Raw genomic sequence first — 23,901 nt, forward strand, 5'->3', positions numbered from 1 at the left:
GAGAAACTCTAGCAGTCGGGTGTCATGTGGGTGGTCAGCGGGAACGGTGTGCTGCCGGAGCGATAGCCTGCACTGTGCTGCTTTCCGATCGCGACATCCGCGCTGAAGTGTCCACCGGCAACCTCGGTATCGAGCCTTTCGATTCTGCGATGGTGCAGCCGTCGAGCGTCGACGTTCGGTTGGACAAGCTGTTTCGGGTGTTCAACAACACTCGCTACACGCACATCGATCCGTCGAAGCAGCAGGACGAGTTGACGACGCTCGTCGAGCCTGCGGACGGCGAGCCGTTCGTACTGCATCCAGGCGAGTTCGTCCTCGGGTCGACGCTCGAACTGACGACGCTGCCGGATTACCTGGCGGGTCGGCTCGAGGGAAAGAGCTCGCTGGGCAGGTTGGGTTTGCTGACGCATTCGACCGCGGGGTTCATCGATCCCGGGTTCAGCGGGCACATCACGTTGGAACTGTCCAACGTGGCGAATCTCCCGATCACGTTGTGGCCGGGGATGAAGATCGGGCAACTGTGCCTGTTCCGGTTGTCGAGCCCGTCGGAGAATCCTTACGGTAGCGCGGCGGTCGGATCGAAGTATCAGGGTCAACGGGGCCCGACACCGTCGAAAGCGTACCTGAACTTCGTTCAATCGCCGGTCGACTGAACTTTTGGTCTGTTTACAGCGTATTTTCAATACGAACACACGGTTTTTCGGGTAGTCTCGACCCTTGCCGAAGTGGGTTGGGGCTTACCGGAGCGAGGTTTTCGATGACAGCCGTACTCGGCGCATCGCTCGGTGTGAGCGGAATACGCGCAGCATGCAGCGACGTGCGCGCAGATCCCCAGCTCAGCACCGAGACCGTCATTGCCGTACCCGAGGGTTCGCAGGATCCGTGGGGCTCGGTGACCTGGGCCGTCCACAAGTTCGCGCGCGAGAACGGCGCCACGGGCACGGTCCCCGTCCTGGCTCTTCGTGACAAGAACCCCAGCGAGGTCTACGGGGTGGAGCATGCCGACGGCCTTGCGCTCGTATCGGACATCGGTGCGCAGATCGGCGCGCTCCAGGAGTCCGGGGATCTCACGCCAGATCAGACTGTCGCGTTGTTCGACGTCGGTGCGGGCGGGGTCACCGTGTCGATCGTGGAATGCGACTCCGGCCGCGTCCTCGGTTCGCGCCGCAGCACCGTGTTGTCCGGAGACGGGTGCGACGCCAGGTTGTCCCAGCATCTTCTCGGGTTGCAGGTCCTGGACCCGGAATCTCGCGACGTGTTCGTCGAGACTGTGTGCGAGGCCAAGGAGAGACTGTCGTCCGTCACGGCCGTGGAGGTGGTGAGCCCGGCCGGCGTCGCCACCCTTCATCGATCCGTCATGGAGGATCTGGTTCGGGACAGCGTGTACGACGCGGTCGCTCTGGCGTCGTCGATGATCACCGATGCGCCCCATGTCGACGCCCTGTTCGCGGTCGGCGGAGGCGCGAACATGCAGATAGTGCGACAGAGCTTGGTCGACGGTTTGTCGGTGCCCGTCTTCGTCCCGCGCGAGCCGGAAGCTCTGGCTGCGCGAGGTGCGATGGGGATGGCTCGGCGACTCGTCGTCGCCCAGCATGCGACCGACGACGCCGGGGGGACCGCGGGAGGGGACGGCCCCGCGTCCGTCGTCACCGGGAGTAGGGCACGTCCCCGTCACAGCGACACGTCGTCGCGGCGTCTGACGCGCCTACGCGCTTCGCGGTACCTGGGAGGCGGAGCCGTTGCGTTGATCGCAGGCGGTGTGGTCGTGTCGATTGCGGCGGCGTCGAGCGATCGCGGAGTCGAGCCCCCGGCCCTGGACTACACGCCGGTGATCACGTCCTCTTCCTCCGTTGCCACCACCGTGGCTCCCAGCCTGCCGCCTGGCCCACCGGATGCGTCCGTGGTTCCGGACACGACCTCCGCGGCCGTGACCACCACCCCGGAGGCGTCTACCGGTGACGCGGACACGACCGACGAAGTGGAGTCGACCGACGACGAGAAGGTCACCACGACTCGACGCCGGGAGACCACCACTAGCAGCGCACCCACCCCGACCCCCACGGCGACGACTCGGCAGCGGGACGACCAACCGCGGAACGACCCACCGCAGACCACTCGTCCGACCGCGACGACGCGGCCACCGACCCAATCGCCCGTGCGGTCGTCGGCTCCTCCGCGAACGTCATCGCGCCGGTAGAACTCCGCCGGTAGAGACCCTGCCCGGCGATGTTTGCCTCCGTTTGTTCACCTGTGTACGGCAGACTCGTTCCATGGCTTCGATACACACCGAACGTGAGGACAAGTTCGACGTCGACCCGGACTTCGTCCTTCCCGATGCGGACGAGCTGATTCCTGCGGGCGGTTCCGCGACGGAGTCGGAGGTCTCGCTCGTCAGCACGTACTTCGACACCGCGGATCTCGACCTGCTGCAGCGCGGAATCACGGTGCGTCGCCGACGCGGTGACGCCGACACCGGATGGCACGCAAAGGTTCCGGCCGACAAGGCGCGGACCGAGATCAGGTTGCCGCTCGGTAGCGGTGAGGACGCGACAGTCCCGGGTGAACTCGCGGAGCTTCTGATCGGTGCCACGCTCGGCAAGCCGTTGTCCCCTGTGGCTACGTTGACGTCGCTGCGCAGGCTTCACGTTCTGTCCGATCGGAAAGGTCGCGTGGTTGCCGAACTCGCCGACGACACCGTCACGGTCGATCTGTCCGGCGCCGACGGGCACGGTTGGCGGGAGGTGGAGGTCGAGCTCGGTCCCGAGGGGGCGGAGTCGGATCTGAAGCAGGTGGGCAAGAAGCTGAAGGCGGCAGGGGCACGCGTCGGCGCGCATCCGTCGAAATTCCATCGTGCGGTTCGCTCGTCGGCCGAGCCGGTCCACACGGGAACCGTCGGCGTCGTCGCGGACTACCTGAATCAGCAGGCCCAGGCGATCTTCGCGGGCGACGTGTACCTGCGCCGCGGTATGGATCCGATTCATTCGACGAGAGTCGCGATTCGCCGTTACCGCAGCACGCTTCGCGTGTTCGCCGAACTGTTCGACGACGACAGGGCGCTGTTCCTGGAAACGGAATTATCTTGGTATGCCGGACTTCTCGGTGAGGTTCGCGACCGTCAGGTGCAGCGTGCTCGCTTTGCAGAATCCCTGGGCGAGCTACCGGATCACCTGGTGCTCGGTCCCGTCGCCGCGCGAATCGAGAACGATCTGCTCGCCGAGCAGCTTCGTTTCCGTGCCGTGGTGACCGCCGAACTGGACGGCGAGCGGTATCTCGCCCTGCTGACCGAACTGGCGCAGTGGACCCGCGGCTTACCGCTGGCGAAAAGCGCGCACAAGCTCGACGACGACGATCTCGACGTTCTCGCACGCAAGGCAGGCAAGAAAGCATCCAAGCGGGTGGCTGCGGCGACAGTCGCCGGCGACGACGAGGCACTGCACCGAGCCCGGAAGGCAGGCAAACGGGCACGCTACGCCGCAGAGTTGGTCGAGCCGATCGTCGGGAAGAAGGAGTCGAAAGCCAGGATCGCCCGGTACAAGAACGTCCAGGAGATCCTCGGAGAGCACCAGGATGCCGTCGTGGCCGCGGCGACCCTGCTCGAGTTGGGCCGCAAAGCGGGTGTCACGCCAGGAGAGAACGGGTTCACGTTCGGGTTGCTGTACGCGCAGGAACTCGCCGCCGCTGCCGCGTCCCGAGCGGAGATAACCGAGTCCGGAATCTGAATGCGACGATTGTCCGGTACCCGGGTAGTCTGATTGCCGATCAAACCAACCGATCGCCCGGATTGGCGTCGGGTACTCGGTTCACGGCACTACACGGGGGGTACGAGCGGCATGCACATCGCGCTTGGCGTGCACGTCAGCACGTACGAGGTCACGGCGTCGCTGGTGGACATCACGCTCCCGGAGCTCGGCCCTGTCGCGACCCGCACGGTCACCGTCGCGGCAACTCCCGGCGGAATAGGCGGAGCCGTGTCGACCGCGCTCGGCTTCATGCGCGTCCAGGCCATGCAACACGACCTGAACGTCGCCGGTGCAGCGGTGGTGTGCGAGAACGCTCTTCAACGGGAAATCGTCGCCGACGCCCTGGCTGCCACCGAATCCGAGCCGACTCCCGTCGTCGACATCTTCGACGATCGCCTGTCCGACGCCTACACCCCGGACATCGCTGCGGCCCTTCTCGTGGGCTCGCTCGCGCCGGCAATCGCAGCACCCAGTTCAGCGCGAGAGCCGCACCGCGGGGTCTGGCCGATTGCCGCCGTCGGCGCCTGCGTTCTCGCCGCCCTGGGCGGCGTCACAGCATGGGCGATGACGGCAGATCCGTCGCAGGCCGGCGGTTCGGTCCCGTCGGAGATGGTCTATCCGTCGGATGTCCCGGCCTCGGATGCGTCGCCGACGCGCCCTGCATCCATCCCGGTCGGTGCGTCGACGACCGCTGCTCCGGAGCCGCCGATCGACGGCGTGCCAGGCGCCGACGCGCTTCCGGTCGATCCCGGCGCTGTCGTCGTCGTGCCCCTCGCACCCGTCGGAGAAGCTGCGCCGCAGCCGGAAGCCGGGCAACCCGAGTCCGCCGACCCGGGCGCAGCAGCACCGCCGGTCCGTCCGGTCGCGACCGAACCAGGCCCGACGCGGCCGGGTTCGACCAAACCGAGCAACGGTGGGGTGACGACGACCTCGACAATCCCCGAGACACCCGTTACGACGCCGACTACAACTGAGACCACGTCTTCGCCGTCTATCAGCAGCACTACCGACGCGCCGATCGCGGAGAACGACGTCCCCTAGATCCGGCATGCCTGCGTTCGGTACTGCTCCCGAAGCCTCATGAGTACATGACGATTCGGTCGTGTGAACCGCGTGTGAATTATCCGCGGAGTAGTGAATTGTCATCGAACATCGGTGGCAGTCGGCGGGAATTCCGGGCTACCATCGGTCCATGATTTCCAGCGGCCGTTCGCTTCGGCTACAAGCCGGCTCGCGGCCGCGTGTGTGTTGTATGCGCTGTCCGTAACTCGTGCATCGTTGTCTGGCGCATTCTCGAAGTTGTTGTTACCGACGCATATTCACATCTCACGGATTGTAGGTTGGCTCGATGGACGATTCTCGGACCAGTATCGATTGGGCTGTCGGAGTTCTCATTGCCTTGCGGGGATATTCCCCGGAACAGGCATTCGAAGAATTGGTGACGCACAGTTTCACGTTCGATGTCAGCTTGTTGCAATCCGCTCGTTCGCTCGTTGCGGCTGCGCGTGAGACAGCTACGGACGCAGCGCCTGTCGGTGCCGCCACGCAGGAGTGGGGCGATCTGCTGGCGCAGCGTCGACGGGTCGCGTGAGCCCCTGTGGCACTGTGTGCGGTCACTACATCACAGTGAAAACAAACTGAAAGATTGAAAAAGGCTCCCTGGGCCTACCCAACGAAGGATTTCCTGGCTACCATCTGTGCAGGAGTCGGACGTGACGGGGCAGAAGTCGAGGGAACCATGAGAACGGTGCTCGGAGTGTCGGTGGGCTCTGCCACGGCTCGCGCGACGGCGCTGGACTCGGCCGACGACTCGGTGCGGTCTGCCAACGTCGTTCGGTCGTTCGAGGCGAAGGGCCACGTCGCCGCAGCGCTGGAGCTGCTCGAGTCCATGGCGACGGTGCAGCAGGTCGATCGCGAGGACGCCGTTCTCGCTGTTCCGGACGACCCGGCGTCGCGCACCCGCAATTCCGCGTACTCGGTGCACCGGTCGGACAGGTACAACATCGTGTCGGAACTCGGCGCGCAGCTGCGCTATCTTCGCGGCTCCGGTCAGCTGGACGGGCTGCGCACCGTCGCGGTGTGCGACGTCGGTGCATCCGGCACGACGGTGTCCGTCGTCGATCCGGCGAGTGGCCGCGTGTACTGCGCCGAGCGAACCAGTGCGTTCGGTGGAACCGTGTGCGACGAGGCCGTGCGGGATTACCTGCTCGCCACGTACGGTGCGGACGAACTGATCACCAGTTCCGGGATCGACAGTCTGATGGTGGCCATTGCTTATGCGCGTGAGCAGCTGTCCAGCCTCCGCGTGGCGGAGGTGCCAGGTCCGTTCGTTGCAGGCCCGATCCGGCTGTGGCGCAGCTCTTTCGACGAGATAGTCGAGCGGGCCGTGTATTCCATCGAGGACTGGACCGCCAGTGTGATCGTCGAGTCCCCGCGGGCGGTGAACGCACTCGTCATGGTCGGAGGGTGTGCGCACCTACCGTTGCTCCGTCGGGTCTTCAGACGGGATCTACGTCTACCGGTGTTCGTGCCGTCGGCGCCGGGATCGTTGACCGCTCATGGTGCCGCTCTTCTCGCTGCCGACGAGGTTCGGCAGCGCACCAGGCGTCCGCTGGCGGCGGTCACGACCATCAGGGCACAGGAGTTCACGACCATCACGGCACAGGAGTTCACGACCATCACGGCACAGGAGGCATTCGGTTCCACGGCGTATCCGGTGATGCCGAGGCATCGGTCGGCGTGAGGATGTTCGTGTGGTGAACGGCGGTAGGTGCGATGGGCCTATGACGTGCCACAAGCTGCGCGCCGCGCGTGGTCTGGCGGCGCGGTTGCAGGTATGTTGCGTCGAATGAGTGAGAATGCGACAGTCGCCGAGACCTTCGACCCTGCCGAGACCTTCGACCCTGCCGAACATGTGCGAGCGATGGTAGGGCGGCATTACCGCACTGCCGACTACTACGACGTCGGACGCGAGAAGGTTCGCGAATACTCACGTGCAGTCCAGGACTTCAACCCGGTCCACTGGGAGGGTGACGCGGCCGAGGCTCTCGGTTATTCGAGTGTCGTCGCGCCGTTGACGTTCATGTCGCTGGTCGGCACGCTGGCCCAGAAGCGTCTGCTGCAGAAGATCGCCGTCGGGTTCGACTTGAGTCAGATGCTTCAGACCGATCAGGTCCTCCAGTTCCATCAGCCGATCGTTGCCGGCGATCACCTGTACTGCGACGTCTCGCTCGACTCCTACAAGGAGGTAATGGGCAAGGACATGATGGTCACCAAGAACATCGTCTCCAATCAGCGGGGTGAGCTGGTGCAGACCACGTACACGACGCTGCTCATCGGGCGCGACGGTGACGTGGACAAGGGGATCGTCGAGGCTGCGGAGAACCTCGTCATGCAGGGCGCGACGACTCTCGCGGCGCGCGCGGGTGCAGCTGATCACGACGAGGACGAGGATCAGGTGGAGCACCCGCCGCTGACCGTCGTCGACGTGCCGTCGTCGGCGTCGGTGAACTTCGACGACGTCTCTGTCGGAGACGAGTTGCCCGGCAAGTCGTTTCGTCTCACTCGGGGCGATCTGGTCAACTATGCCGGAGTTGCGGGCGACGCCAACCCGATTCACTGGAGCGAGGGTTTCGCCAAGCTCATCGACCTCGAGAACGTGCTGGCCCACGGCATGCTCACCATGGGCCTCGGCGGTGGCTACCTCACCGAGTGGATCGGTGACCCGGGTGCGGTGAAGGACTACACCGTTCGTTTCACCGCGCCGATTCCCGTGGACAGTCACCGCGCCGCCGAGATTCAGTTCGGTGGAAAGATCAAGTCCCTCGACCCGGAGACTCGTACCGCGGTCGTGGCACTCAACGCCACCTTCGAGGGCAAGCGAATCTTCGGCCACCGCGCTACGGCGACGGTCCGGCTCGCCTGACACGTGAGTGGAAATGTAGGCCCCGGAGCGACCCGATGGCCCTACATTTCCACTCACACAGGGGGGAGTCGCTTTCTATGGATAGATCGGTACACTATTGCTAGCGTGTCCGTCGTGGGTAGGAACGCCAAGTTCGACCGAGGTGCAGTCGTCGAGGCTGCGCTGGGTGAGTTCTGGACTCATGGGTACAACGGCACCAGTACGGAAACGCTGTGCAGTGCAACCGGCCTGGGCCGCAGCAGCTTGTATCACGCCTTCACCAGTAAGGTCGGTCTGTACGAGGAGTGCATGGCCTCGTATCTGAGCAAGGCGGACGAGTCCGTGGACGCCGTTCTTCATCGAGAGTCGTTGTCCGTTCTCGCGCGTGTGTCGATCTTGTTCGAGGATCTGATCGACGACGAGATCGCCCGACGTCGTCGCGGTGGTCCTTCTGGCTGTTTCTCCGTCAACACCGCGTTGGAAGCTGCGGACGAGCCGGAACTCGCAGTGCCGCATCAGCAGATGTCGACCAACTTGCGTCGCCGCCTGTCCGTGATGAGTGACTACCTTCGCGCCGGCCAGGCCGTCGGCGACATCGCCTGTACCATGGCCCCGGCCGCCCAGGCAGAGGTGATCAACGGGGCCGTTGTTGGAATTCGTGTTGCCGCCCGAGTGGGATCGGGTCGAAAGTCCATGCGCGCCATTGCAGATGGCGCTCTGATGGTATTGACGCCGTAGAAATCTGACTTGCAGTCTACGTCGTCGCCGAACGGCCAAATTGTGAACTGATCTGTACAGAATCAGACCAGTCCGATGCCCGTCACGCGGAACGAAGGACATACGTGAGCTACGCCGAATCGATCGACGAGACCGAAGAATCCGGTCAGGTGACCAGTGTCCCTTTCCCGGTCTACGTTCTGGCGTTCACCATTCTCGCGTTCACGACGAGCGAATTCATGGTGTCCGGGTTGATGAACGATCTAGCTCGCGACCTTCCGGCGAGCATCCCGAGCGTCGGGTACCTCATTGCCATCTACGCGTTGTCGATGGTGATCGTTGCGCCGCCCGCATCGAGTCTGCTGGCTCGGATCCCACCGAAGAAGGCGCTCGTCGCAATCTCGATCGCGTTCATCGTCGGCGAGTTGATCGCAGCTGCAGCACCGAATTACGCCGTCATCGTCGTCGGCCGAATCATCACCGGTGCGGCGGCGGGTACGGCCTACGGCGTCACATTGTCGATTGCCGCCCAGTCCGTTCCGGAGAAGATCCGTGGCCGTGCGATAGGCATCGTCATGGGCGGCAACACGATCGGAACCGTGTTCGGTCTTCCTCTCGCGAGTTTCCTCGGCAACGCCTTCGGGTGGCGGCTCGCGTTCGCCTTCGTGGCGGTGCTCGCCGGCGTTTCCCTCGTTGCGAGTGTGACGTTCGTGCCTACCGTGGATGCGGGTGCGCCACCGAAGATCCGGGCGCAGTTGTCCGAGTTGAGGAACGGGGGATTGTGGCTGGCCTACGCGACCAGCGGGCTGCTCATCGGCGCGGTGTTCGCGATCTTCAGCTACTTCTCACCGATTCTGACCGACCGTGCGGGCTTCGATCAGAGCTTGGTGCCTGTCATTCTCGCTGCGTACGGTGTCGCCTGCGTCGTCGGAATCACCGTGGTGAGCCGGTTGTCCGACAATTTCCCACTGGTCGTCTCGATCGTCGGCGCAGTGGTGATCTTCACGTCGGGACTGTTGTTTCTGCTGGCGGACAGCAACAAGATCGTGGTGTTGGTCGGCGGAGCCGCCCTGGGACTCGCCGGGGTGAGCCTCAACCCTGCCTTCGCAGTGCGGGTGATGCGCGTCGGCGGGATGTCGTTCGTGGTCAACACCGTGCATACATCGATCATCTGCTTCGGCATCTTTCTCGGCGCATCACTGGGTGGCGTGATCATCGATGCCTCCGGTTCGGTGCACTCCGTCTACTACCTGACGCTGGCCTTTGCCGCCGCGGGAATTCTGGTGCTCCTGCCCATGACGAGGCGTGCGAGAAACGAGATTTCCGGATGATTGCTCGTTCGAGGGTCGGGAGAACCACACCCCACCCGTTTGTCGACGTCCTGAACGGGGCATTCTCCGGCCCATGAAAGTCGGGATACTCGTCAGTGCGATCGTGGCCGTGGTGGGCTCGTTCATCGGTTCGGGGGCGTGGGTGGGCACGCCCATCGCGGAGGCTGCGGGCGGTGCGCTCAGTGCGACGTCGACGCTGGTGGCGCCGTCGGGACCAGCGTTTTCGATCTGGTCGGTCATTTATGTGGGGTTCGTGGCGTATGCGATCTGGCAATTCTTCGCGGGACCGAGGCAGGAGACCCTTCGCGGGCCGATCGCCCTGTCGATGATTCTGAACGCGGTGTGGATTCTGTCGATCCAACTCGATCAGCTGTGGCTGAGTGTGCCGATCATCGTGCTACTGCTCGTGGTGCTCGTTCGTGTGTTCGTCTCGACGCAGGCGATCAGGCCGGAGAGCAGGCTCGACGCAGTCGTCACCGACGGCACGATGGGCTTGTATCTCGGGTGGGTGTGCGTCGCGACGATCGCGAATGTGACTGCTTTCCTCGTCGACCTCGGCATCGAGGGCTGGGCGACGGTGTGGGCCGTGGTCGTTCTCGTCGTTGCCGCCGTGGTGGGCGTCGGGCTGGCGACCTACTCCCGGGGCGCGATTGCCCCGGCGCTCGGCATCGTGTGGGGCCTGATGTGGATCGCGCAGGGCAGGCTGGCGGGCGACCTGGACAACGCGACGGTGGGGTGGACGGCTGTCGCCGCTGCGTTGGTGGTCGGGGTGTACACCGCGGTCGTCAGGACCCCTGCACGACGGCGAACGACGGTTTCCGGCTGAAGTCGGCTCGCAGCAGTCCGTAGTTCTGCTCGGAGTCGAAGGCGTCGGCTCCGGCGTCGCGCAACGCATGTACGAACACCGGTCCGACGTAGGGCAGCCGTGACGCCTGCGCCAGGCTGCTGCCGATGATCGCGGCTTGGGCTTCCTCGGTGACGGCCATCGGGCCGTTGCCGGTGGGGGCACCCAATTCGGTGATCCAGATCTTCTTGCCACCGTCACCGTTGGCTACCATCGTTCCGTACGCCTGATCGACCTGTGCCCACTGTCCGTTGGGGTCGTTCTCCACGGTGAAGGGGAACGTGTAGGGGTGCAGCGCAACGGCATCCATGAACCCGCCGGCTCCGGCAGCGTACATCTGCTGCAGGAACGTCACGGGCGCGACGGTCCACGCACCGGTGTCGATCGTCGTCGCGAGGCCCGCGCTCAGCACCGTCGCGCCGGGGTCCGCGTTGTGAATGGCGGGGTAGGCGGCACGCAACAGCCCGACGTAGCGTGCCGCGTCGACGGGTGCGAAGAACGACGGGATGTTGGGTTCGTTCCAGACCTCGTAGGAGTCGACCCGGTTGCCCAGATGCGCCGCCGCAGCGCCCGCGAAGGCGCCGTAGGTGTTGGGGTCGACCGGAACTGCTCCGGGAAGCAGGCTGGGAATGGGTCCCTGTGCCCATGCGGGAGTTCCGGCCAGAACCGCGAGCACCGAGTAACCCTGCGCGCGTGCGGCATCGACGACACGATCGGTGTTGCCCCAGTCGAACACGCCTGGCGCCGTCTCGATCTGAGCCCAGTTGACCACGACGCGCACCCAGGATGCCCCGACTTCCCGTCCGGCCACGAGCTCGTTGCTCAGAGTCGCGTCGTCGAGGAGCAGGAACGGTGCACCGCTGGAGAAACCGAGTCCCGACGGCGGGGCGGCCTGCGCGGCCGGTGCCGTCACGCCCAGTGCGAGCGCCACAGCGGCGGCGACGGTGATCAGGCGGGTTCTGAGCGTCATGACGATGATCCTAAGGTGCCGGGGAGGGACGCGCCCACCAGTGATGCGACCGAGGTGTGCGGTGCGCGTTGTTCCCACCGTTCGGCGTTGAGGTCGTACAGTCGCTCTCCGGCTTTGACGGCCGTGTTGCGGTCCAGCAGGTACCGCCTGCATTCTGCGACGAACTGTTCCGGGTCGTCGAACGTGGGCAGTTCGAAGATCGAGCCGAGAGATCCGACGGCGGCCGATGTTCCGACGACGGGCAGTCCCTTGCTGGCGGCGTCGAGGATTTTCACGCGCACGCCACCGCCGGTGGCGACCGGCGCGATGAGTGCGCGGCAGGTGCCCAGAAATTCCTGGAGGTCGTCGACGAAGCCCAGATCGCGGACACCGTCGGGATAGTCGGGGTCGGTGGCGCCGTCGGCTTTGGCGCCGATGATGCACAGTTCGGCGCCCTCGATACCGTCGGAGATCTGCGGCCAGTACTGCAGGGCGAGCTTGAAGGCCTCCTGGTTGGGCGGCCAGCCGCGGGTTCCCATGAACACCAGTCGCTTTGCGGTGTCGCTCAGATCGAGCCTCGGTGCGGGCTCGAGGGTCAGATCGATCCAGCGAGCGTCACCGACTCCGTTGGCGCGGTACATCTCGGCTTCCTCGGCGTCGTAGGTGCCGACGGCGTCGGCTTTCCTGGCCACCCTGATCTCGTCGCGCAGGATGCGTGGCGCTTCGATCCGTCCGGTGAGCCCGCGCGTCACCTTCCACACCTGCGACTCGGTGTTGACGGTGTTGATGACGAACGGCGATCCGAACTTCGCCGACCGAATGAACGGTTCGGCCATGTAACTGTGTTCTGCCACATAGACATCGGACTCGGACGCGTCGATGGCGTCGACGAATGCGTCGACGTCGTAGCGTCCGTGCACCACACTTCGATTGGGGCGCAGCGATTTCAGCAGAAGTCGCGCATCGACGGCCGGCTTGGCTACCCGCGTGACGTCGGGGTCCGGCGACGGTTCGGACTCCTGGGACAGGCACAGCGACCTGACCTCGAACGCTTCACGAGCGAGCTGCATCATCAAGCGCGACAACGCGATGTCGCCACCGTGTTCGGTGACAGGGTCCTTGGACAGCAGGAATGTCGCTCGTCTCACGACAGCACCTCTTCTTCGACGGGTACGCGGTAGAGCGCTCGGGTGAACCACAGAAGCAGCACTGCGTCGGTGATCACCGACGCGACCGCCGCGCCGATGGCGCCGAGCGGGAACAGGCACAGGATCAGCACCATCTTCAACGGTGCCAGCGTGGCGGCGGCGAGGACGCGGGTCCGATCGCGGTGTTGCAGATAGAGAACCGTCGTGAACACGTAGTTCACGACGCGCATGACGACGAAGACGCTCATGACGGCCAGGGCGCCGGCGACTTCGGGCGGAGCGGGGGTGAAGAACAGCACGACACCTGCGACGAGGAGCAAGGAACCGGCCGCGGAGGCAAGCAGGACCGTATGCTTCAGCGCCGGTCCCGCGGAGACGAGTCCACCTGCTTCACGAAGTCTTTCGTGGAAGGTGTGGCCGAACGACTGGCCGACGAAGGCCACGGCCCACGCCGTCACCGACGCGACCGAGTAGTACCCGGCGATGGTGCTGTCGGTGAGGTACCCGAGCAGCAGGACATCGCCTTGGATGTAGACGGCGTTGGCCAGGTTCTCCGAGAACAGCAGCGACATCTCACGGCGCGACCCGGGAACTCGTGGCCGAGAGGTTCTGGACTGTGCGAGTGCAAGAACGGCGATGAGAAGGTATGGGCTGACGTAGAGCAGGCTGGCGACGAACAGGGTCGGCTCGGCGACGAGGAACAGGTACGCGGTCGCGAGTGCAATACTCGCAGCTTGACGCGCGGTGTCCATCCGCTGGGTGATGTTCGGATGCCCGTCCCGCAGCGCCCGGCTCTTGTACGCGTTGAACGTCATCTCGCCGCCGGCGACGACGAGCGCGAACCAGGCGATGTAGTCGACCTCGATCAGGCACAGACCGACAACGACGAGTCCGACGCCGATCAAGGAGCGAGTGGTGCGCTCACCCAGATAGTCGTCCTCGGCTACGCGGATGGAGCGGACACCGAACGGGTGATCGAGGGGTGCGGCGACGATCGCGGCGAGCGCGAAGGCCATTGCGTAGTGGCCGTAGTCCGCGATTCCGAGCTGGGCGATCAGCGCTACCGTCCACAACAGACCGATCCCACGCCCGCCGTACGTCCACAGTGCCGCGACGCCTGCTTTGACCAGATTGCTGTTCACTGCGCACCCGACCTGGTCGCGGCGGCGCCGACGGCCTTGTTCCACTCCGCCAGGAAGTCCTGGACGACGAACTCCGGTGTGTTGGCCCGGCGCAGTGCCTCGACTTCGCGTCGCAGTGCGGCGAGGGCCATCTCGTCGGCGACGAGTCCCGCGGCGGCGTCGGCGACGTCGGTGATGTCACCGTCGACGACCACTGCGCCGCCGTCGGATTCGGCCAGTGCTCCGTACTTCATGCACACGATCGGTGTCTGGTAGGCGATTGCCCTGGTCACGACGGACGAGGCGGGGAAGGCGTCGCCGTAGATGGTCCGTCGGCCGTACGGAACCACGAGCGCGCGGATGGAGGCGAAGAAGGCATCCTCGTCGGGACCGTTCACCTCGCCGACGATCTCGACACCGTCGACCGGGGGAAGCTGCTCGGTGCCGCGACCGGCGACGCGGATGGCGATCTCGCGAGGAAGTCGATCGCGCAGCTGTTGGATCTGATCGAAGCCCTTGCCGCGGTAGACGAGACCGAACAATCCCACGGCGAGGGGGCGCTCCTCGGCGGGGGTGAGGTCGGCGCGTTCGGGGACGAACAGCGTGCTCGCTGCGGCGGTGGCCCTGGGGTATTCGCGTGCCAGCGAGTCCGCGCCTGCCGCGGTGAGAGCGAAGAACGTGCGCTCGCCCGCCACCGCTGTCTCGAGCCTTCGCCACAACGCACGCAGCGGGTAGTGCAACCCGTGGTTGAGCACCTTCTGTCCGGCGAGGAACTTGGTGCGCGCAGGCCACCAGACCAAACCGGGAGGATCGTGCACCGTCGCCGTCGCGACCGGATCACCGTCGAGCTTCCACGTCGCCCAGAAGGGCACCACGGATCCCCCGCTCAGTTCGCAGTGCACGATGGTGCGTTCCGGGTCGTCGACGAGTTCGTCGATTGCTCTGCGGTGACGGAGGATATCGCGTACCGAGTCGTGTCCTGGACCGTCGTGGCGATGCTCCACGACATCCCGGAAGTGAGGACGAACGGCGTCGACGAAGTCGTCGGCGTAGTCGCCCACACCGCCCACCCCGGACCGGGGGGCGACGTAGACGAGGCGGTAGTCGCTCAGCATCAACGGTGGGTGCTCCTTCGGCGCCTCGTGAGTGGAAATGTGGTTCCTGGCCTACATTTCCACTCACAAGGGACGGGTCAGTAGAAGAGTGGACGATACTTCGGGCGGTACTGCAGAGCATCGGGATCGCGGGTGCCGCGGACCTGCGCGGGAACCCCGGCGACGACCTCGAGCTCCCCGACGTCCTTGCGCACCATCGAGCAGCCGCCGACGACAGCGCCTCGGCCGATGGTCACACCGCTGAGCACCGTGCTGCGGCTGGCGATCCACACGTAATCGCCGATCACACACGGTTCGAGAATCGGCTTGAACGTGGGATCGTTGTGATCGTGGTAGCCGCCGATGATGTGGGTGTCGCTGGCGATGACGACGTTGTCGCCGATGGTGATTCCGCCGCGAGCGTCGAACATGCACCGGAAGCCGATGGAGCACGCCTCACCGATGACGAGGTTCTCGATGTCGAGGATGGTCGTTCCACGGAAGATCGAGGTGTCCTTGCCGATCGTCGCGCCGAAGGCCCGAAGGAAGTTCTGGCGAACGAAGTGCGACGGAATGTAGGTCACGATCATGTTGAAACCCAACGTGCCGATCCGATTTCGGATCTTGCGCGTCAGCGAGATGTCCTGCATCTTGTAGTCCGAGACATGGTGAACCTCACCCTGCACCTCACCGTGGACCTCGGGCTTCTCTACCGCTGTCATGCTGCCAACTCCTCGCTCATGTCGAATTGGACCATGGCTTCGACGATCTGCTCGAAGTTCATGGTCGGCCCCCACCCCAGAATCTCGCGCGCCTTGGACGCGTCGCCGACCATTCTCGCCGAATCGGCCGGTCTCAGCATGTCGGGATCTCCGCGTACGTAGCTCTGCCAGTCCGTTATTCCGACGGTCGACAGCGCGGCGGCGACGAAGTCCGCGACGGAGTGAGCTCGACCCGTCGCCACGACGAAGTCGTCGCCCTTGCCGTATTCCGCCATCTTGACCAGGGCTGCCACGTAATCCGGCGCCCAACCCCAGTCGCGCTGTGCGGACGTGCTGCCGAGTTCGATGACACTCTGCGTTCCTCGAGCGATCGCTGCGGCTGCTTTGGTGATCTTGCGGGTGACGAACGTTTCTGGTCGACGCGGCGACTCGTGGTTGTACAGAATTGCGTTGGTCGCTTCCAGCCCGCGCGCTCGATAGACCTGGACCATGTTGTGACTCAGAGCTTTCGATGCGCCGTACGGCGAGGTGGGAGCGATCGGTGTTTCCTCGTTCTGCATCGCGATACCCGAGCCCGCGAAGATCTCCGCGCTGGACGCGTTGATCACCATCACACGCTTGCCCGACGCCTCCTGATGCGAGAAGCAGGCATCCAGGAGCGACGCCGCCGAGACACCGTTGACCCGGGTGGTGAGCACAGGGTCGTTCCACGACCTCCATACCGAGGAGATGCCCGCCAGGTGGAAGACGTAGTCCGGGTCCACCGCACGTACGAGCGTCGAGGCCGCTCCCGGCTCACCGAGGTCGGTCGCGTGCATCGTGACATCGTCGACGACCTCCGTCGACCCCGGCTTGGCCACACCGTGTACGGCCCAGCCCATCTCGACGAGAGCCTCCGACAGGTAACTACCGTCCTGTCCCGCGATCCCCGTGACCAGAGCCGTCGGTGCCCCTGTTCGGAATCGTTCCTGCAGGCTTCTCTCCTGCCTGTCCGGTCGTTCCTGCAGGCTTCTCTCCTGCCTGTCCGGTCGTTCCTGCAGGCTTCTCTCCTGCCCCTCGGTCACGCGATCTTGATGGCGTGAGGCGATTGCTCCGCCAGGTCGTTCTGCACCATCATCTTCACGAGCTCTTCGAACGTGACCTTGGGCTTCCAACCGAGCTGTGCGTGCGCTTTGGTGGAATCGCCGACGAGTAGGTCGACCTCGGCGGGGCGGAAGAACCGCGGGTCGATGCGGACGTACTGCGACCAGTCCTTGATGTCGACGGCCGCGAACGCGTGATCGAGCAGTTCGCGAATCGAGTGGGTTTCGCCGGTGGAGATGACGTAGTCGTCGGCTTCGTCCTGCTGAAGCATCGCGTACATCGCTTCGACGTAGTCACCGGCGAATCCCCAGTCTCGCTTGGCGTCGAGGTTGCCGAGTGCGATCTCGCTCTGCAAGCCCAGGGCGATCCTGGCGACGGACTGGGTGACCTTGCGGGTGACGAATTCGATTCCGCGACGCGGGGATTCGTGGTTGAACAGGATGCCGGAGCTGGCGTGCATACCGTAGGACTCGCGGTAGTTGATGGTCATGTAGTGGCCGTAGACCTTGGCGACGCCGTACGGCGACCGGGGCCACAGCAGGGTCTCCTCGCGCTGCGGGACCTCCTGGACCTTGCCGAACATCTCCGAGCTCGAGGCCTGGTAGAAGCGGACCTGCTTGCCTGCGACATCCTGGTAGAGGCGGGTGGACTCGAGCATGTTCAGCACGCCGCCGCCGGTGACATCGGTGGTCAGGCGTGCGTTCTCCCACGAGTATGCGACGAAGGAGACTGCGCCGAGGTTGTAGACCTCGTCCGGGTCGGCGACTGCGAAGGCACGCATCAGGCTGGAGAGGTCGAGCAGGTCACCGGTGAGGACCTCTACCTGGGGGAGGACTCGGTCCAGCATTGCTGCCTTCGGATTGTTCTGTCCACGAAGCAGTCCGAAAACTTTGTATCCCTTGCTCAGTAGCAGTTCGGCAAGGTAGAGGCCGTCTTGTCCGGTGATTCCTGTGATCAATGCCCGCTTCGTCATCGCGACAAAGTCCTCTCGATTGTGTGTTCGTGTATGTCGGTGACTGCCGAAATCAGTTCTGCCGCGAAGCGTTCCTCGCTGAACTGCTCCACGTGAGCCTGAATCTTGGGTGGCACCCAGGTTGTTGCCTCGAGTGCGTGTACTGCGGCTCGAATCGATTCGGGATCGGGCTGGTCGAAATAGACTCCGGTGACGCCTTCCTCGACAGTGTCGAGGAATCCGCCCCAGCGAAGAACGACCGACGGTTTGCCGTGATAGCCGGCTTCGATGGGAGTGAGTCCGTAATCTTCATAGCTCGCGGCGACGACGGCGTTACAGCGACGGTACAACCAGGTCATCTGGCCGGCGGACAGGTCGCTGAGCATGAGGACGTTGTCGGACTTGATCTTTCGCAGTCGTTCGGCCTCCGGCCCTCGTCCGACGACGACGAGCTTACGAGATCCGTCGGCGAATGCACCGATCACCTTGTCCACGTTCTTGTACGGAAGCAGACGCGAGATGCACAGGTAGAAAGAATCCCCGCCGAGCCAGGCTTGCGCGTCGGCGATCGGTTCCTCGGGTGCACTGTCGACGGTGAACGGCGCAGGAAGGACGGTGGAGGAGAACCCGTACGCATCGGTGATCCGCTTCTGCACGACGGTGGAGATGGCCAGATATCGGTCCGCGGACTTCGCTGCCCGTCTGTCCCAGCGTCGCAGCGGAGATGTGAGAACTTTCAACATGATTCGTTTCGCGAGGCTGCTCGACTCGCCCAGGTACATCTCGGCTTCGTAGAGCCAACGTGCAGGTGAATAGCAGTAGACGAGTTTGCGACCGGGCGTCCTGAAGCCGTGTGCCCACCCGCTGGTGCTGGTGAGCACGACGTCGGCGTCGATGGTGATGGACTCCGACGCGAACGGGAGGAGCGGAAGGGCAGCGCGGTGGTTCTTGCGCAGGAATCCGATGTTGTTGAGCCGTGACGGCCGCACATCCAGGTCGGCGAACTCGGGGAACGTCGTCGACGGCTCGAACAGTGTGGTGTAGATGGGGCTGTCCGGAAACGCGCGGGCCATGGCCAGCACGACTTTCTCGGCACCGCCTCGCTGCGTCAGGTAGTCATGGGCGATCGCGACGCGAATCGTGGGCTCTGCCTCGGTCATTCGCGTTCCTTCCCGGTATCCGCGAAATGGGCGGAGCAATGCCGTGGAGCGATTGTTGCTAATTGCATCTTCAACCCGTCGTGTCGAGCCGTGCACAAAACAGTGGTCGAGCCCCCAGGAGAACGTGAATCAGTCAGCGGTGCTTGAACTTTGCAGTGCTGGTTAATCCAGAAACGCCACACCAACATTGGTGCGGCGATCCTTCGTGCATCCCCCGACTGGGATGGAACAGTAGTCGACGGAAGAAATTCCGTGTCATTCGTTCGCTCTATAAGTATCCGTTAAGTGCCGTAATTGGTAGCGCTAAGTGAGGTGGTTCACAGTGCGAATTCGGGACAACGCATGTATGGATACTCGTCATTCGTCCAGATTTAACATCGGCGAAATATTTGCTCCGAGCGGGCCGGTTCACAGTGCTTTACACGGGCGATGAGAATGGAAACCGACCGGCATCGATGGAATTTCATCTCCGAAGACGAATGGGTGGGCAGCCCGATGAAAAGCGTAGCGAGTATCAGTCTTTCGGTCGAGTATTCAGACGGAGAAACATTCACTGAGAATGTTTTCTTCGAGCGATGGAAATCAGCGGGTGACTGTTGTTCCCGAGCCGGGAATCCAGGTGATGTTGCCGTACTGGAAGTTCACGCGAACGCCGCCGCCGGGGAGTGGTGTTTCGTCGGAGGTGGCGGGGCCGAGGGTGGGGTCCCAGGCAGCGACGATGCCGCCGCCGATGAGCCGGGTTCCACCGAGCTGCGTCGAGAAGACGCGAAGCCCGAAGGGGCTGTCGAAGTCCTGGTAGGTGCCGTTGAAGCTGGTGGTGGGGAGGAATCCGCTGTAGCGCACGGCGTCGGCGACGGCTCTCGGGGAGGTGACGAATCCGCCGGGCATCTCGAAGACCACGGCGTTCTGGCGAATCTGTGCCCAGGTGTCGCGGACGAGGAACACCGGTGAGAGGGCGGCGCCCGACGAGGCGGGAAGGCTCTGGAAGCGGGTGTGCTCGGCCGACGTCGGGAAGCCGTTCATGATCTGCGACATGACGGCCCACAGTGCCGGCTTGCCGCTCCAGTCGGTACGCAGGAGGCCGAACGTCATTTCCGGGTCACTGCTGCCGGTCTGCTGGTCGCGGAGCTGGTACAGGTGAATCGGCCCGGCGTAGGGCAGCTCTCGCCACTTCGTGATGAAGTTCGTGATCATGTCGCTCTGGGCGGTCTCCGACGCGTACGCCGTCGGGACGCCGTACTCGGTGGCCCAGATCTTCTTGTTGCCGTCGCCGTTCGCGACCATGGCCGCGTGGATGTCCATGGCCTGACGGGCAGGTGAGTGGTCGACGTACACGCCGTCGCCGAACTTCAACGAGTACTGGTACGGGTGGTAGGAGAAGGCGTCGAAGTAGCCGGCCGCGCCCGCCGTGTACATCTGGTTCACGAATCCGACGGGGTTGACCATCCCCGGCCCGTCCTCGACCGCTCCCAGCACACCGCCGATGACTGTCGCCGACGCGTCGGCCGCCTTGATCGCCGGGTAGGCGGCTTTGAGGAGTTGGGTGTAGCCGGCGGCGTCGGGTGACGGTCCGTAGAACATGGCCCCGTTGGGCTCGTTCCAGATCTCGTAGGCACTGATCTTTCCGGCGTATCGCGCGGCGACCTTACCGGCGAACTGCCCGAACGTCGCAGGTGACGCCGGTCGGGTGTTGAGCGGCTGACCAGCGGGTGAGGTTGCCCACGGCGGTGTGTAGGCGATGATTCCGAGGATCGAGATACCGCGTGCGTGGACGGCGTTCACGACGCGATCGACGGAGGACCAGTCCAGCTGATTTCGGGTGTACTCGACGTTGAACCAGGGGATGGACAGTCGAATCGAGCTGATTCCGGCTGCGGAGAGCATGGACAAGGTGGTGTTCAGTTCGGCATCGGACGACCAGAGAAGCGCGCCGCTGTCGGAGACCCCGAGTGGAGGCTGCGTTGTCTGCGCGTGCGCGAGACCAGGCCCGACGGATCCATCGGACGACGCGATCAGCGACGGTCCACTCCACGTCAGAGCGGCAGTGACCAGAACGACGGTCGCGGCAGAAATCAGCGAGCCGATTCGAGTCCTTTTCATGATGGTGAATCTCTCCGCAAGGGGCTCGTCGGAGGGGAGTCGCGAGCCGATTGTGGGAAATCATTACACCCGACAGGGAGTTTTGTACAAACGAAAACAATCATGCTTGACGGGACGAAACTGCTGGTCAAGCTGTCTTTGCTGTATCCAGTCTCGGAGATGAGAATGCGGGTGATTCCCCGTCGTCGGGCAGGTTATCCGTTGCCTTTTCGCGCGCCAGGACGAGAAAAACGATCAGTACGGAAAATGCCATCGTCGTGGCCGGAATGGTGACGACGGGGAAATCCAACTGCAGCGCGACGACGGAGAATCCGATGAATCCGCCGCCGATGAATCCATGTTCCCAGTTGCGCGATCGCAGGCAGCGGTAACCCAAGTACGCCCCGACGACGATGATGGCCAGGAATGCGAGTCCGGTGAAGATTCCGCCGCGGTAGACCGACAGCAGGGGAGCGTTCGCGACGTAGTTGACGTCGAACGCGGTGCCGGGATCCTTGAATTCCTCGCGCCCCCAGCCGAGCCCGAAGAGCCAGTGTCCTGCCATGTGACCTGGGAAATCGACGAGCGCGTCACCGCGAGCCGAGGACCCGGCGTCGCCGCTGCCGAAGGACGAGAACACGCGGTTCCGGACGGTGGGAACGGCAAGGGCGCCGACGAACGCCAGGGCGAAACCGCCGATGATGGCCACGCGTTCCCGGGTGCGCAGGTTCTGGAACAGCAGCATCAGAAGCACGCCGAAGACCACGGAGAAGAGCGCCGCACGGGACAGCGTCAGCACGATCGACCCGAAGAGCAGCAGTGACAGGGCGATCCGTAGACGCCCGCGGATGAGCAGAACGCACAGCATGAGGGCCACGAACAGGCCGATACCTGCGGCGTTCGGGTCGATGTAGGTACCGGCGAGTCGGACCGTGGCGGCGCCGTCGGTGTAGACGAAGCGGGTGCTTTCCTCCTCGGTGCCGTATCCGAACGGCGACAGATACCGAATCAATCTGCCCGACGGGTCGGCGACGAGGATGACGAGTGCGAACGCGGCCGCTGCCGACGCGGAATAGACGTAGATCCGCCCGAACAGTTCCAATTCTTCGCGTGGGAGTCGGAGAAGTGACACCGCAACTAGTGTCGAAACGAGCCATTTACCGAATTCTGCATAATCCACTGTCGTGCCGGCCGTAGCGAAGACGGAAATCGCCGAAGTGACGATCAAGGCGATGACGGCCATTTCACCGACTGTGACGCGAGTCACGGCTGTGCGGTGAATCACCGACGCGAGGATGACTGCTGCGCCCAAGGTGAACACCAGGGGAGCGTGCACCCCCGGAACGTAACCGAATGGCAATGCGCCCAACGAAAATGCAAGAGCACGAGTCAAATAGAGTGGGTGGCGCAGGCCGATGTAGGCTCCAACGGTCAGTCCGACGAGTGCGAACGCGCCCAGTTTTCCGGGTGTTCCGCCGAGAATCATCAACAATGTAACGATTATCGGGACGACGACGATGACCGCCGCGTCGACTCGTTTCGAGATGCTCATGGGCACTGATGTTGTCACGCTTTCACACCTCTGCAACTGCTAAGTGATGCCGAATCGATGACGGCACTTTATTCTCATCGGCGAACCAGGATTTTTCGATTGGAGCATTCGTGGAGATTCGAGAGTACGGACGGATTCTCCGTGCGGGTTGGTGGATCGTCGCGGTGGTGGCGGTGCTCGGCATCGTCGGGGGGTGGGCCTACTCGTTCTTCTCGACGCCTCAGTATCAGGCATGCGCTCGGTTGTTCGTGACCACCGAAGGTGGCAGTTCCGTGGGTGAGGCCTATCAGAACAACCTGTTCTCGCAGGAACGCGTCACGTCCTACGCGGGGCTGGCCACCAGTACTCAGGTGGCACAGCGGGCTGTCGATCAGCTTCAATTGCCGTTGTCCGCGAACGACTTGCGTGCCAAGATCACCGCAACACCGATCGAGAGCACGGTTCTGCTCGACCTGTGCGGCACCGATTCCGATCCCGACGTCGCACGAGCGCTGACCAATGCGGTCGCCGGACAGCTGACGCAGTTGGTTCAGGAACTCGAGACGTCGCAGCGGGGCGGTAGCCCGGCTGCCGGAGCAACCATCGTGGATCAGGCCGACGTGCCGACGTCTCCGCTCGGCGCGGGCCTGGTGACTCTTCTCGGGCTGGGCGCGGTGGCAGGTCTTGCTCTCGGTGTCGTGATCGCTCTCGCTCGCGGGCTCGTCGACCGTTCGATTCGTGACCGCCCCAAGGCAGAGGAGATCTCCGGCAACGCAGTCCTGGGCGGGCTCCCGATCGACGCCGAGCGGCCGAAGACTCCGGTGGCGTCGTTTTCCAAGATGGGTGAGCCGCTCCGCACCTTGCGGACCAACATTCGCTTCCTCGGCGGCGGATCACCGCCGCGAGTGCTCACCGTCACCAGCGCCGAGCCGGGTGAAGGCCGCACCTCCACGGCCATCGACCTGGCAGCCGTCCTCGCCGAGGCCGGTCACAAGGTTCTGCTCGTCGACGGTGACATCAGAACGGCCGCCTTGGCCGAGCGTTTGGACATCACGCAGGAACACGGACTCAGCACGGTTCTGTCCGGTGAACACCGACTGGGCGACGCGGTTCAGCCCGACGTCATCGACGGGGTCGACGTTCTCCCCGCCGGTCCCGTGCCGCCGAACCCGAGTGAGCTCCTCGGTTCCGATCGCGCTCAGATCCTGCTGGAAGCAGTGCGCGGCGACTACCGCTACGTCGTCGTCGACACGCCGCCACTCCTGTCGGTCTCCGACGGAGCAATCCTCACCGCTCTCGCCGACGGCAGTCTCGTGCTCGCCCGTGTCGGCAGCACCACGCGGGATCAACTGCGCAAGGCGATCAAGACTCTGGGCGGAGTCGGCGGGAAGGTTCTGGGTGTCGTCACGACGTTCGAACCCCATCGTCGCCGACGGACCAAGCCGGGTTCTACTGGGCCGGTGGCGAAGCCGAAGATCGAGGTCGAGGGGCGAGAGTCCTCGGCGGCCACAGTCGGTAGAGGCTAA

General features: G+C 64.1%; 21 protein-coding genes. 11 read left to right on the forward strand and 10 right to left on the reverse strand.

Annotated elements, in window-relative coordinates:
* Positions 1–74: 74 nt before the first annotated feature.
* From dcd to CH292_RS12790, 10 genes are all read left to right on the forward strand, one after another.
* On the forward strand, positions 75–653 hold the full coding sequence (dcd, locus tag CH292_RS12745) for a dCTP deaminase (RefSeq protein ID WP_019665613.1): 579 nt from the start codon (positions 75–77) through the stop codon (positions 651–653).
* A gap of 104 nt (positions 654–757) precedes the next feature.
* A complete protein-coding gene (locus tag CH292_RS12750; protein WP_094654882.1) occupies positions 758–2,197 on the forward strand; it encodes an FGGY-family carbohydrate kinase in 1,440 nt (479 codons plus the stop codon).
* 73 nt (positions 2,198–2,270) lie between these two features.
* Complete coding sequence (locus tag CH292_RS12755; RefSeq protein WP_094654883.1) at positions 2,271–3,719, forward strand: CYTH and CHAD domain-containing protein; 1,449 nt, start codon at positions 2,271–2,273, stop codon at positions 3,717–3,719.
* 111 nt (positions 3,720–3,830) lie between these two features.
* Positions 3,831–4,781 carry a hypothetical protein gene (locus CH292_RS12760; RefSeq protein ID WP_094628766.1) on the forward strand — a complete coding sequence of 317 codons (951 nt, stop codon included), beginning with the start codon at positions 3,831–3,833 and terminating at the stop codon, positions 4,779–4,781.
* A 307-nt stretch (positions 4,782–5,088) separates the two neighbouring features.
* Positions 5,089–5,331, forward strand: coding sequence for an ANTAR domain-containing protein (locus CH292_RS12765; protein ID WP_020110514.1), 243 nt, complete (start codon positions 5,089–5,091; stop codon positions 5,329–5,331).
* 147 nt (positions 5,332–5,478) lie between these two features.
* Positions 5,479–6,483 carry an Hsp70 family protein gene (locus CH292_RS12770; protein WP_094654884.1) on the forward strand — a complete coding sequence of 335 codons (1,005 nt, stop codon included), beginning with the start codon at positions 5,479–5,481 and terminating at the stop codon, positions 6,481–6,483.
* Between the two features lie 105 nt (positions 6,484–6,588).
* On the forward strand, positions 6,589–7,665 hold the full coding sequence (locus CH292_RS12775) for a fused (3R)-hydroxyacyl-ACP dehydratase subunits HadA/HadB (RefSeq protein ID WP_052067893.1): 1,077 nt from the start codon (positions 6,589–6,591) through the stop codon (positions 7,663–7,665).
* 114 nt (positions 7,666–7,779) lie between these two features.
* Positions 7,780–8,382, forward strand: a complete 603-nt coding sequence (locus CH292_RS12780) for a TetR/AcrR family transcriptional regulator (RefSeq protein WP_256978091.1) — start codon at positions 7,780–7,782, stop codon at positions 8,380–8,382.
* Between the two features lie 104 nt (positions 8,383–8,486).
* A complete protein-coding gene (locus tag CH292_RS12785) occupies positions 8,487–9,692 on the forward strand; it encodes an MFS transporter (RefSeq protein WP_094654886.1) in 1,206 nt (401 codons plus the stop codon).
* Between the two features lie 73 nt (positions 9,693–9,765).
* The gene (locus tag CH292_RS12790) at positions 9,766–10,518 is read left to right on the forward strand and encodes a tryptophan-rich sensory protein (protein WP_037184203.1); all 753 of its coding nucleotides are present in this window, start codon (positions 9,766–9,768) and stop codon (positions 10,516–10,518) included.
* On the opposite strand, the gene CH292_RS12795 is transcribed toward CH292_RS12790, so the two are convergent.
* From CH292_RS12795 to CH292_RS12840, 10 genes are all read right to left on the reverse strand, one after another.
* Positions 10,478–11,506, reverse strand: coding sequence for a beta-galactosidase (locus CH292_RS12795; protein ID WP_094654887.1), 1,029 nt, complete (start codon positions 11,504–11,506; stop codon positions 10,478–10,480). The two genes, CH292_RS12790 and CH292_RS12795, sit on opposite strands and share 41 nt — an antisense overlap.
* Complete coding sequence (locus CH292_RS12800; RefSeq protein WP_020110521.1) at positions 11,503–12,633, reverse strand: glycosyltransferase; 1,131 nt, start codon at positions 12,631–12,633, stop codon at positions 11,503–11,505. The genes CH292_RS12795 and CH292_RS12800 overlap by 4 nt, the downstream gene beginning before the upstream one ends.
* Positions 12,630–13,775, reverse strand: coding sequence for a hypothetical protein (locus CH292_RS12805; protein ID WP_094654982.1), 1,146 nt, complete (start codon positions 13,773–13,775; stop codon positions 12,630–12,632). Before CH292_RS12805 ends, CH292_RS12800 begins: the two co-directional genes overlap by 4 nt.
* Positions 13,772–14,869, reverse strand: coding sequence for a glycosyltransferase (locus CH292_RS12810; RefSeq protein WP_094654888.1), 1,098 nt, complete (start codon positions 14,867–14,869; stop codon positions 13,772–13,774). The genes CH292_RS12805 and CH292_RS12810 overlap by 4 nt, the downstream gene beginning before the upstream one ends.
* Before the next feature lie 77 nt (positions 14,870–14,946).
* The gene (locus CH292_RS12815; protein ID WP_094654889.1) at positions 14,947–15,570 is read right to left on the reverse strand and encodes an acyltransferase; all 624 of its coding nucleotides are present in this window, start codon (positions 15,568–15,570) and stop codon (positions 14,947–14,949) included.
* Positions 15,567–16,634 carry a GDP-mannose 4,6-dehydratase gene (locus CH292_RS12820; protein WP_256978092.1) on the reverse strand — a complete coding sequence of 356 codons (1,068 nt, stop codon included), beginning with the start codon at positions 16,632–16,634 and terminating at the stop codon, positions 15,567–15,569. Before CH292_RS12820 ends, CH292_RS12815 begins: the two co-directional genes overlap by 4 nt.
* Positions 16,631–17,626: a GDP-mannose 4,6-dehydratase gene (locus tag CH292_RS12825; protein ID WP_019665629.1), complete on the reverse strand. Its 996-nt coding sequence runs from the start codon at positions 17,624–17,626 to the stop codon at positions 16,631–16,633. Before CH292_RS12825 ends, CH292_RS12820 begins: the two co-directional genes overlap by 4 nt.
* On the reverse strand, positions 17,623–18,765 hold the full coding sequence (locus CH292_RS12830) for a glycosyltransferase (protein ID WP_094654890.1): 1,143 nt from the start codon (positions 18,763–18,765) through the stop codon (positions 17,623–17,625). Before CH292_RS12830 ends, CH292_RS12825 begins: the two co-directional genes overlap by 4 nt.
* Before the next feature lie 582 nt (positions 18,766–19,347).
* Positions 19,348–20,865, reverse strand: coding sequence for a cellulase family glycosylhydrolase (locus CH292_RS12835; RefSeq protein ID WP_094628748.1), 1,518 nt, complete (start codon positions 20,863–20,865; stop codon positions 19,348–19,350).
* Between the two features lie 127 nt (positions 20,866–20,992).
* Positions 20,993–22,396: an O-antigen ligase gene (locus tag CH292_RS12840; RefSeq protein ID WP_020110528.1), complete on the reverse strand. Its 1,404-nt coding sequence runs from the start codon at positions 22,394–22,396 to the stop codon at positions 20,993–20,995.
* Positions 22,397–22,506: 110 nt separating this feature from the next.
* On the opposite strand from CH292_RS12840, the gene CH292_RS12845 reads away from it, so the two are divergent.
* The gene (locus tag CH292_RS12845) at positions 22,507–23,901 is read left to right on the forward strand and encodes a polysaccharide biosynthesis tyrosine autokinase (RefSeq protein ID WP_094654891.1); all 1,395 of its coding nucleotides are present in this window, start codon (positions 22,507–22,509) and stop codon (positions 23,899–23,901) included.

The sequence above is a fragment of the Rhodococcus sp. 14-2470-1a genome (genome assembly GCF_002259425.1).
Classification (GTDB): domain Bacteria; phylum Actinomycetota; class Actinomycetes; order Mycobacteriales; family Mycobacteriaceae; genus Rhodococcoides; species Rhodococcoides fascians_E.

What these genes read in the sequence shown, in the direction of transcription:
- CH292_RS12750 (WP_094654882.1), top strand. Translation starts at nt 758, where the DNA reads ATGACAGCCGTACTCGGCGCATCGCTCGGTGTGAGCGGAATACGCGCA.
- CH292_RS12755 (WP_094654883.1), top strand. Translation starts at nt 2,271, where the DNA reads ATGGCTTCGATACACACCGAACGTGAGGACAAGTTCGACGTCGACCCG.
- CH292_RS12760 (WP_094628766.1), top strand. Translation starts at nt 3,831, where the DNA reads ATGCACATCGCGCTTGGCGTGCACGTCAGCACGTACGAGGTCACGGCG.
- CH292_RS12765 (WP_020110514.1), top strand. Translation starts at nt 5,089, where the DNA reads ATGGACGATTCTCGGACCAGTATCGATTGGGCTGTCGGAGTTCTCATT.
- CH292_RS12770 (WP_094654884.1), top strand. Translation starts at nt 5,479, where the DNA reads ATGAGAACGGTGCTCGGAGTGTCGGTGGGCTCTGCCACGGCTCGCGCG.
- CH292_RS12775 (WP_052067893.1), top strand. Translation starts at nt 6,589, where the DNA reads ATGAGTGAGAATGCGACAGTCGCCGAGACCTTCGACCCTGCCGAGACC.
- CH292_RS12790 (WP_037184203.1), top strand. Translation starts at nt 9,766, where the DNA reads ATGAAAGTCGGGATACTCGTCAGTGCGATCGTGGCCGTGGTGGGCTCG.
- CH292_RS12795 (WP_094654887.1), bottom strand. Translation starts at nt 11,506, where the DNA reads ATGACGCTCAGAACCCGCCTGATCACCGTCGCCGCCGCTGTGGCGCTC.
- CH292_RS12810 (WP_094654888.1), bottom strand. Translation starts at nt 14,869, where the DNA reads ATGCTGAGCGACTACCGCCTCGTCTACGTCGCCCCCCGGTCCGGGGTG.
- CH292_RS12815 (WP_094654889.1), bottom strand. Translation starts at nt 15,570, where the DNA reads ATGACAGCGGTAGAGAAGCCCGAGGTCCACGGTGAGGTGCAGGGTGAG.
- CH292_RS12825 (WP_019665629.1), bottom strand. Translation starts at nt 17,626, where the DNA reads ATGACGAAGCGGGCATTGATCACAGGAATCACCGGACAAGACGGCCTC.
- CH292_RS12830 (WP_094654890.1), bottom strand. Translation starts at nt 18,765, where the DNA reads ATGACCGAGGCAGAGCCCACGATTCGCGTCGCGATCGCCCATGACTAC.
- CH292_RS12835 (WP_094628748.1), bottom strand. Translation starts at nt 20,865, where the DNA reads ATGAAAAGGACTCGAATCGGCTCGCTGATTTCTGCCGCGACCGTCGTT.
- CH292_RS12840 (WP_020110528.1), bottom strand. Translation starts at nt 22,396, where the DNA reads ATGAGCATCTCGAAACGAGTCGACGCGGCGGTCATCGTCGTCGTCCCG.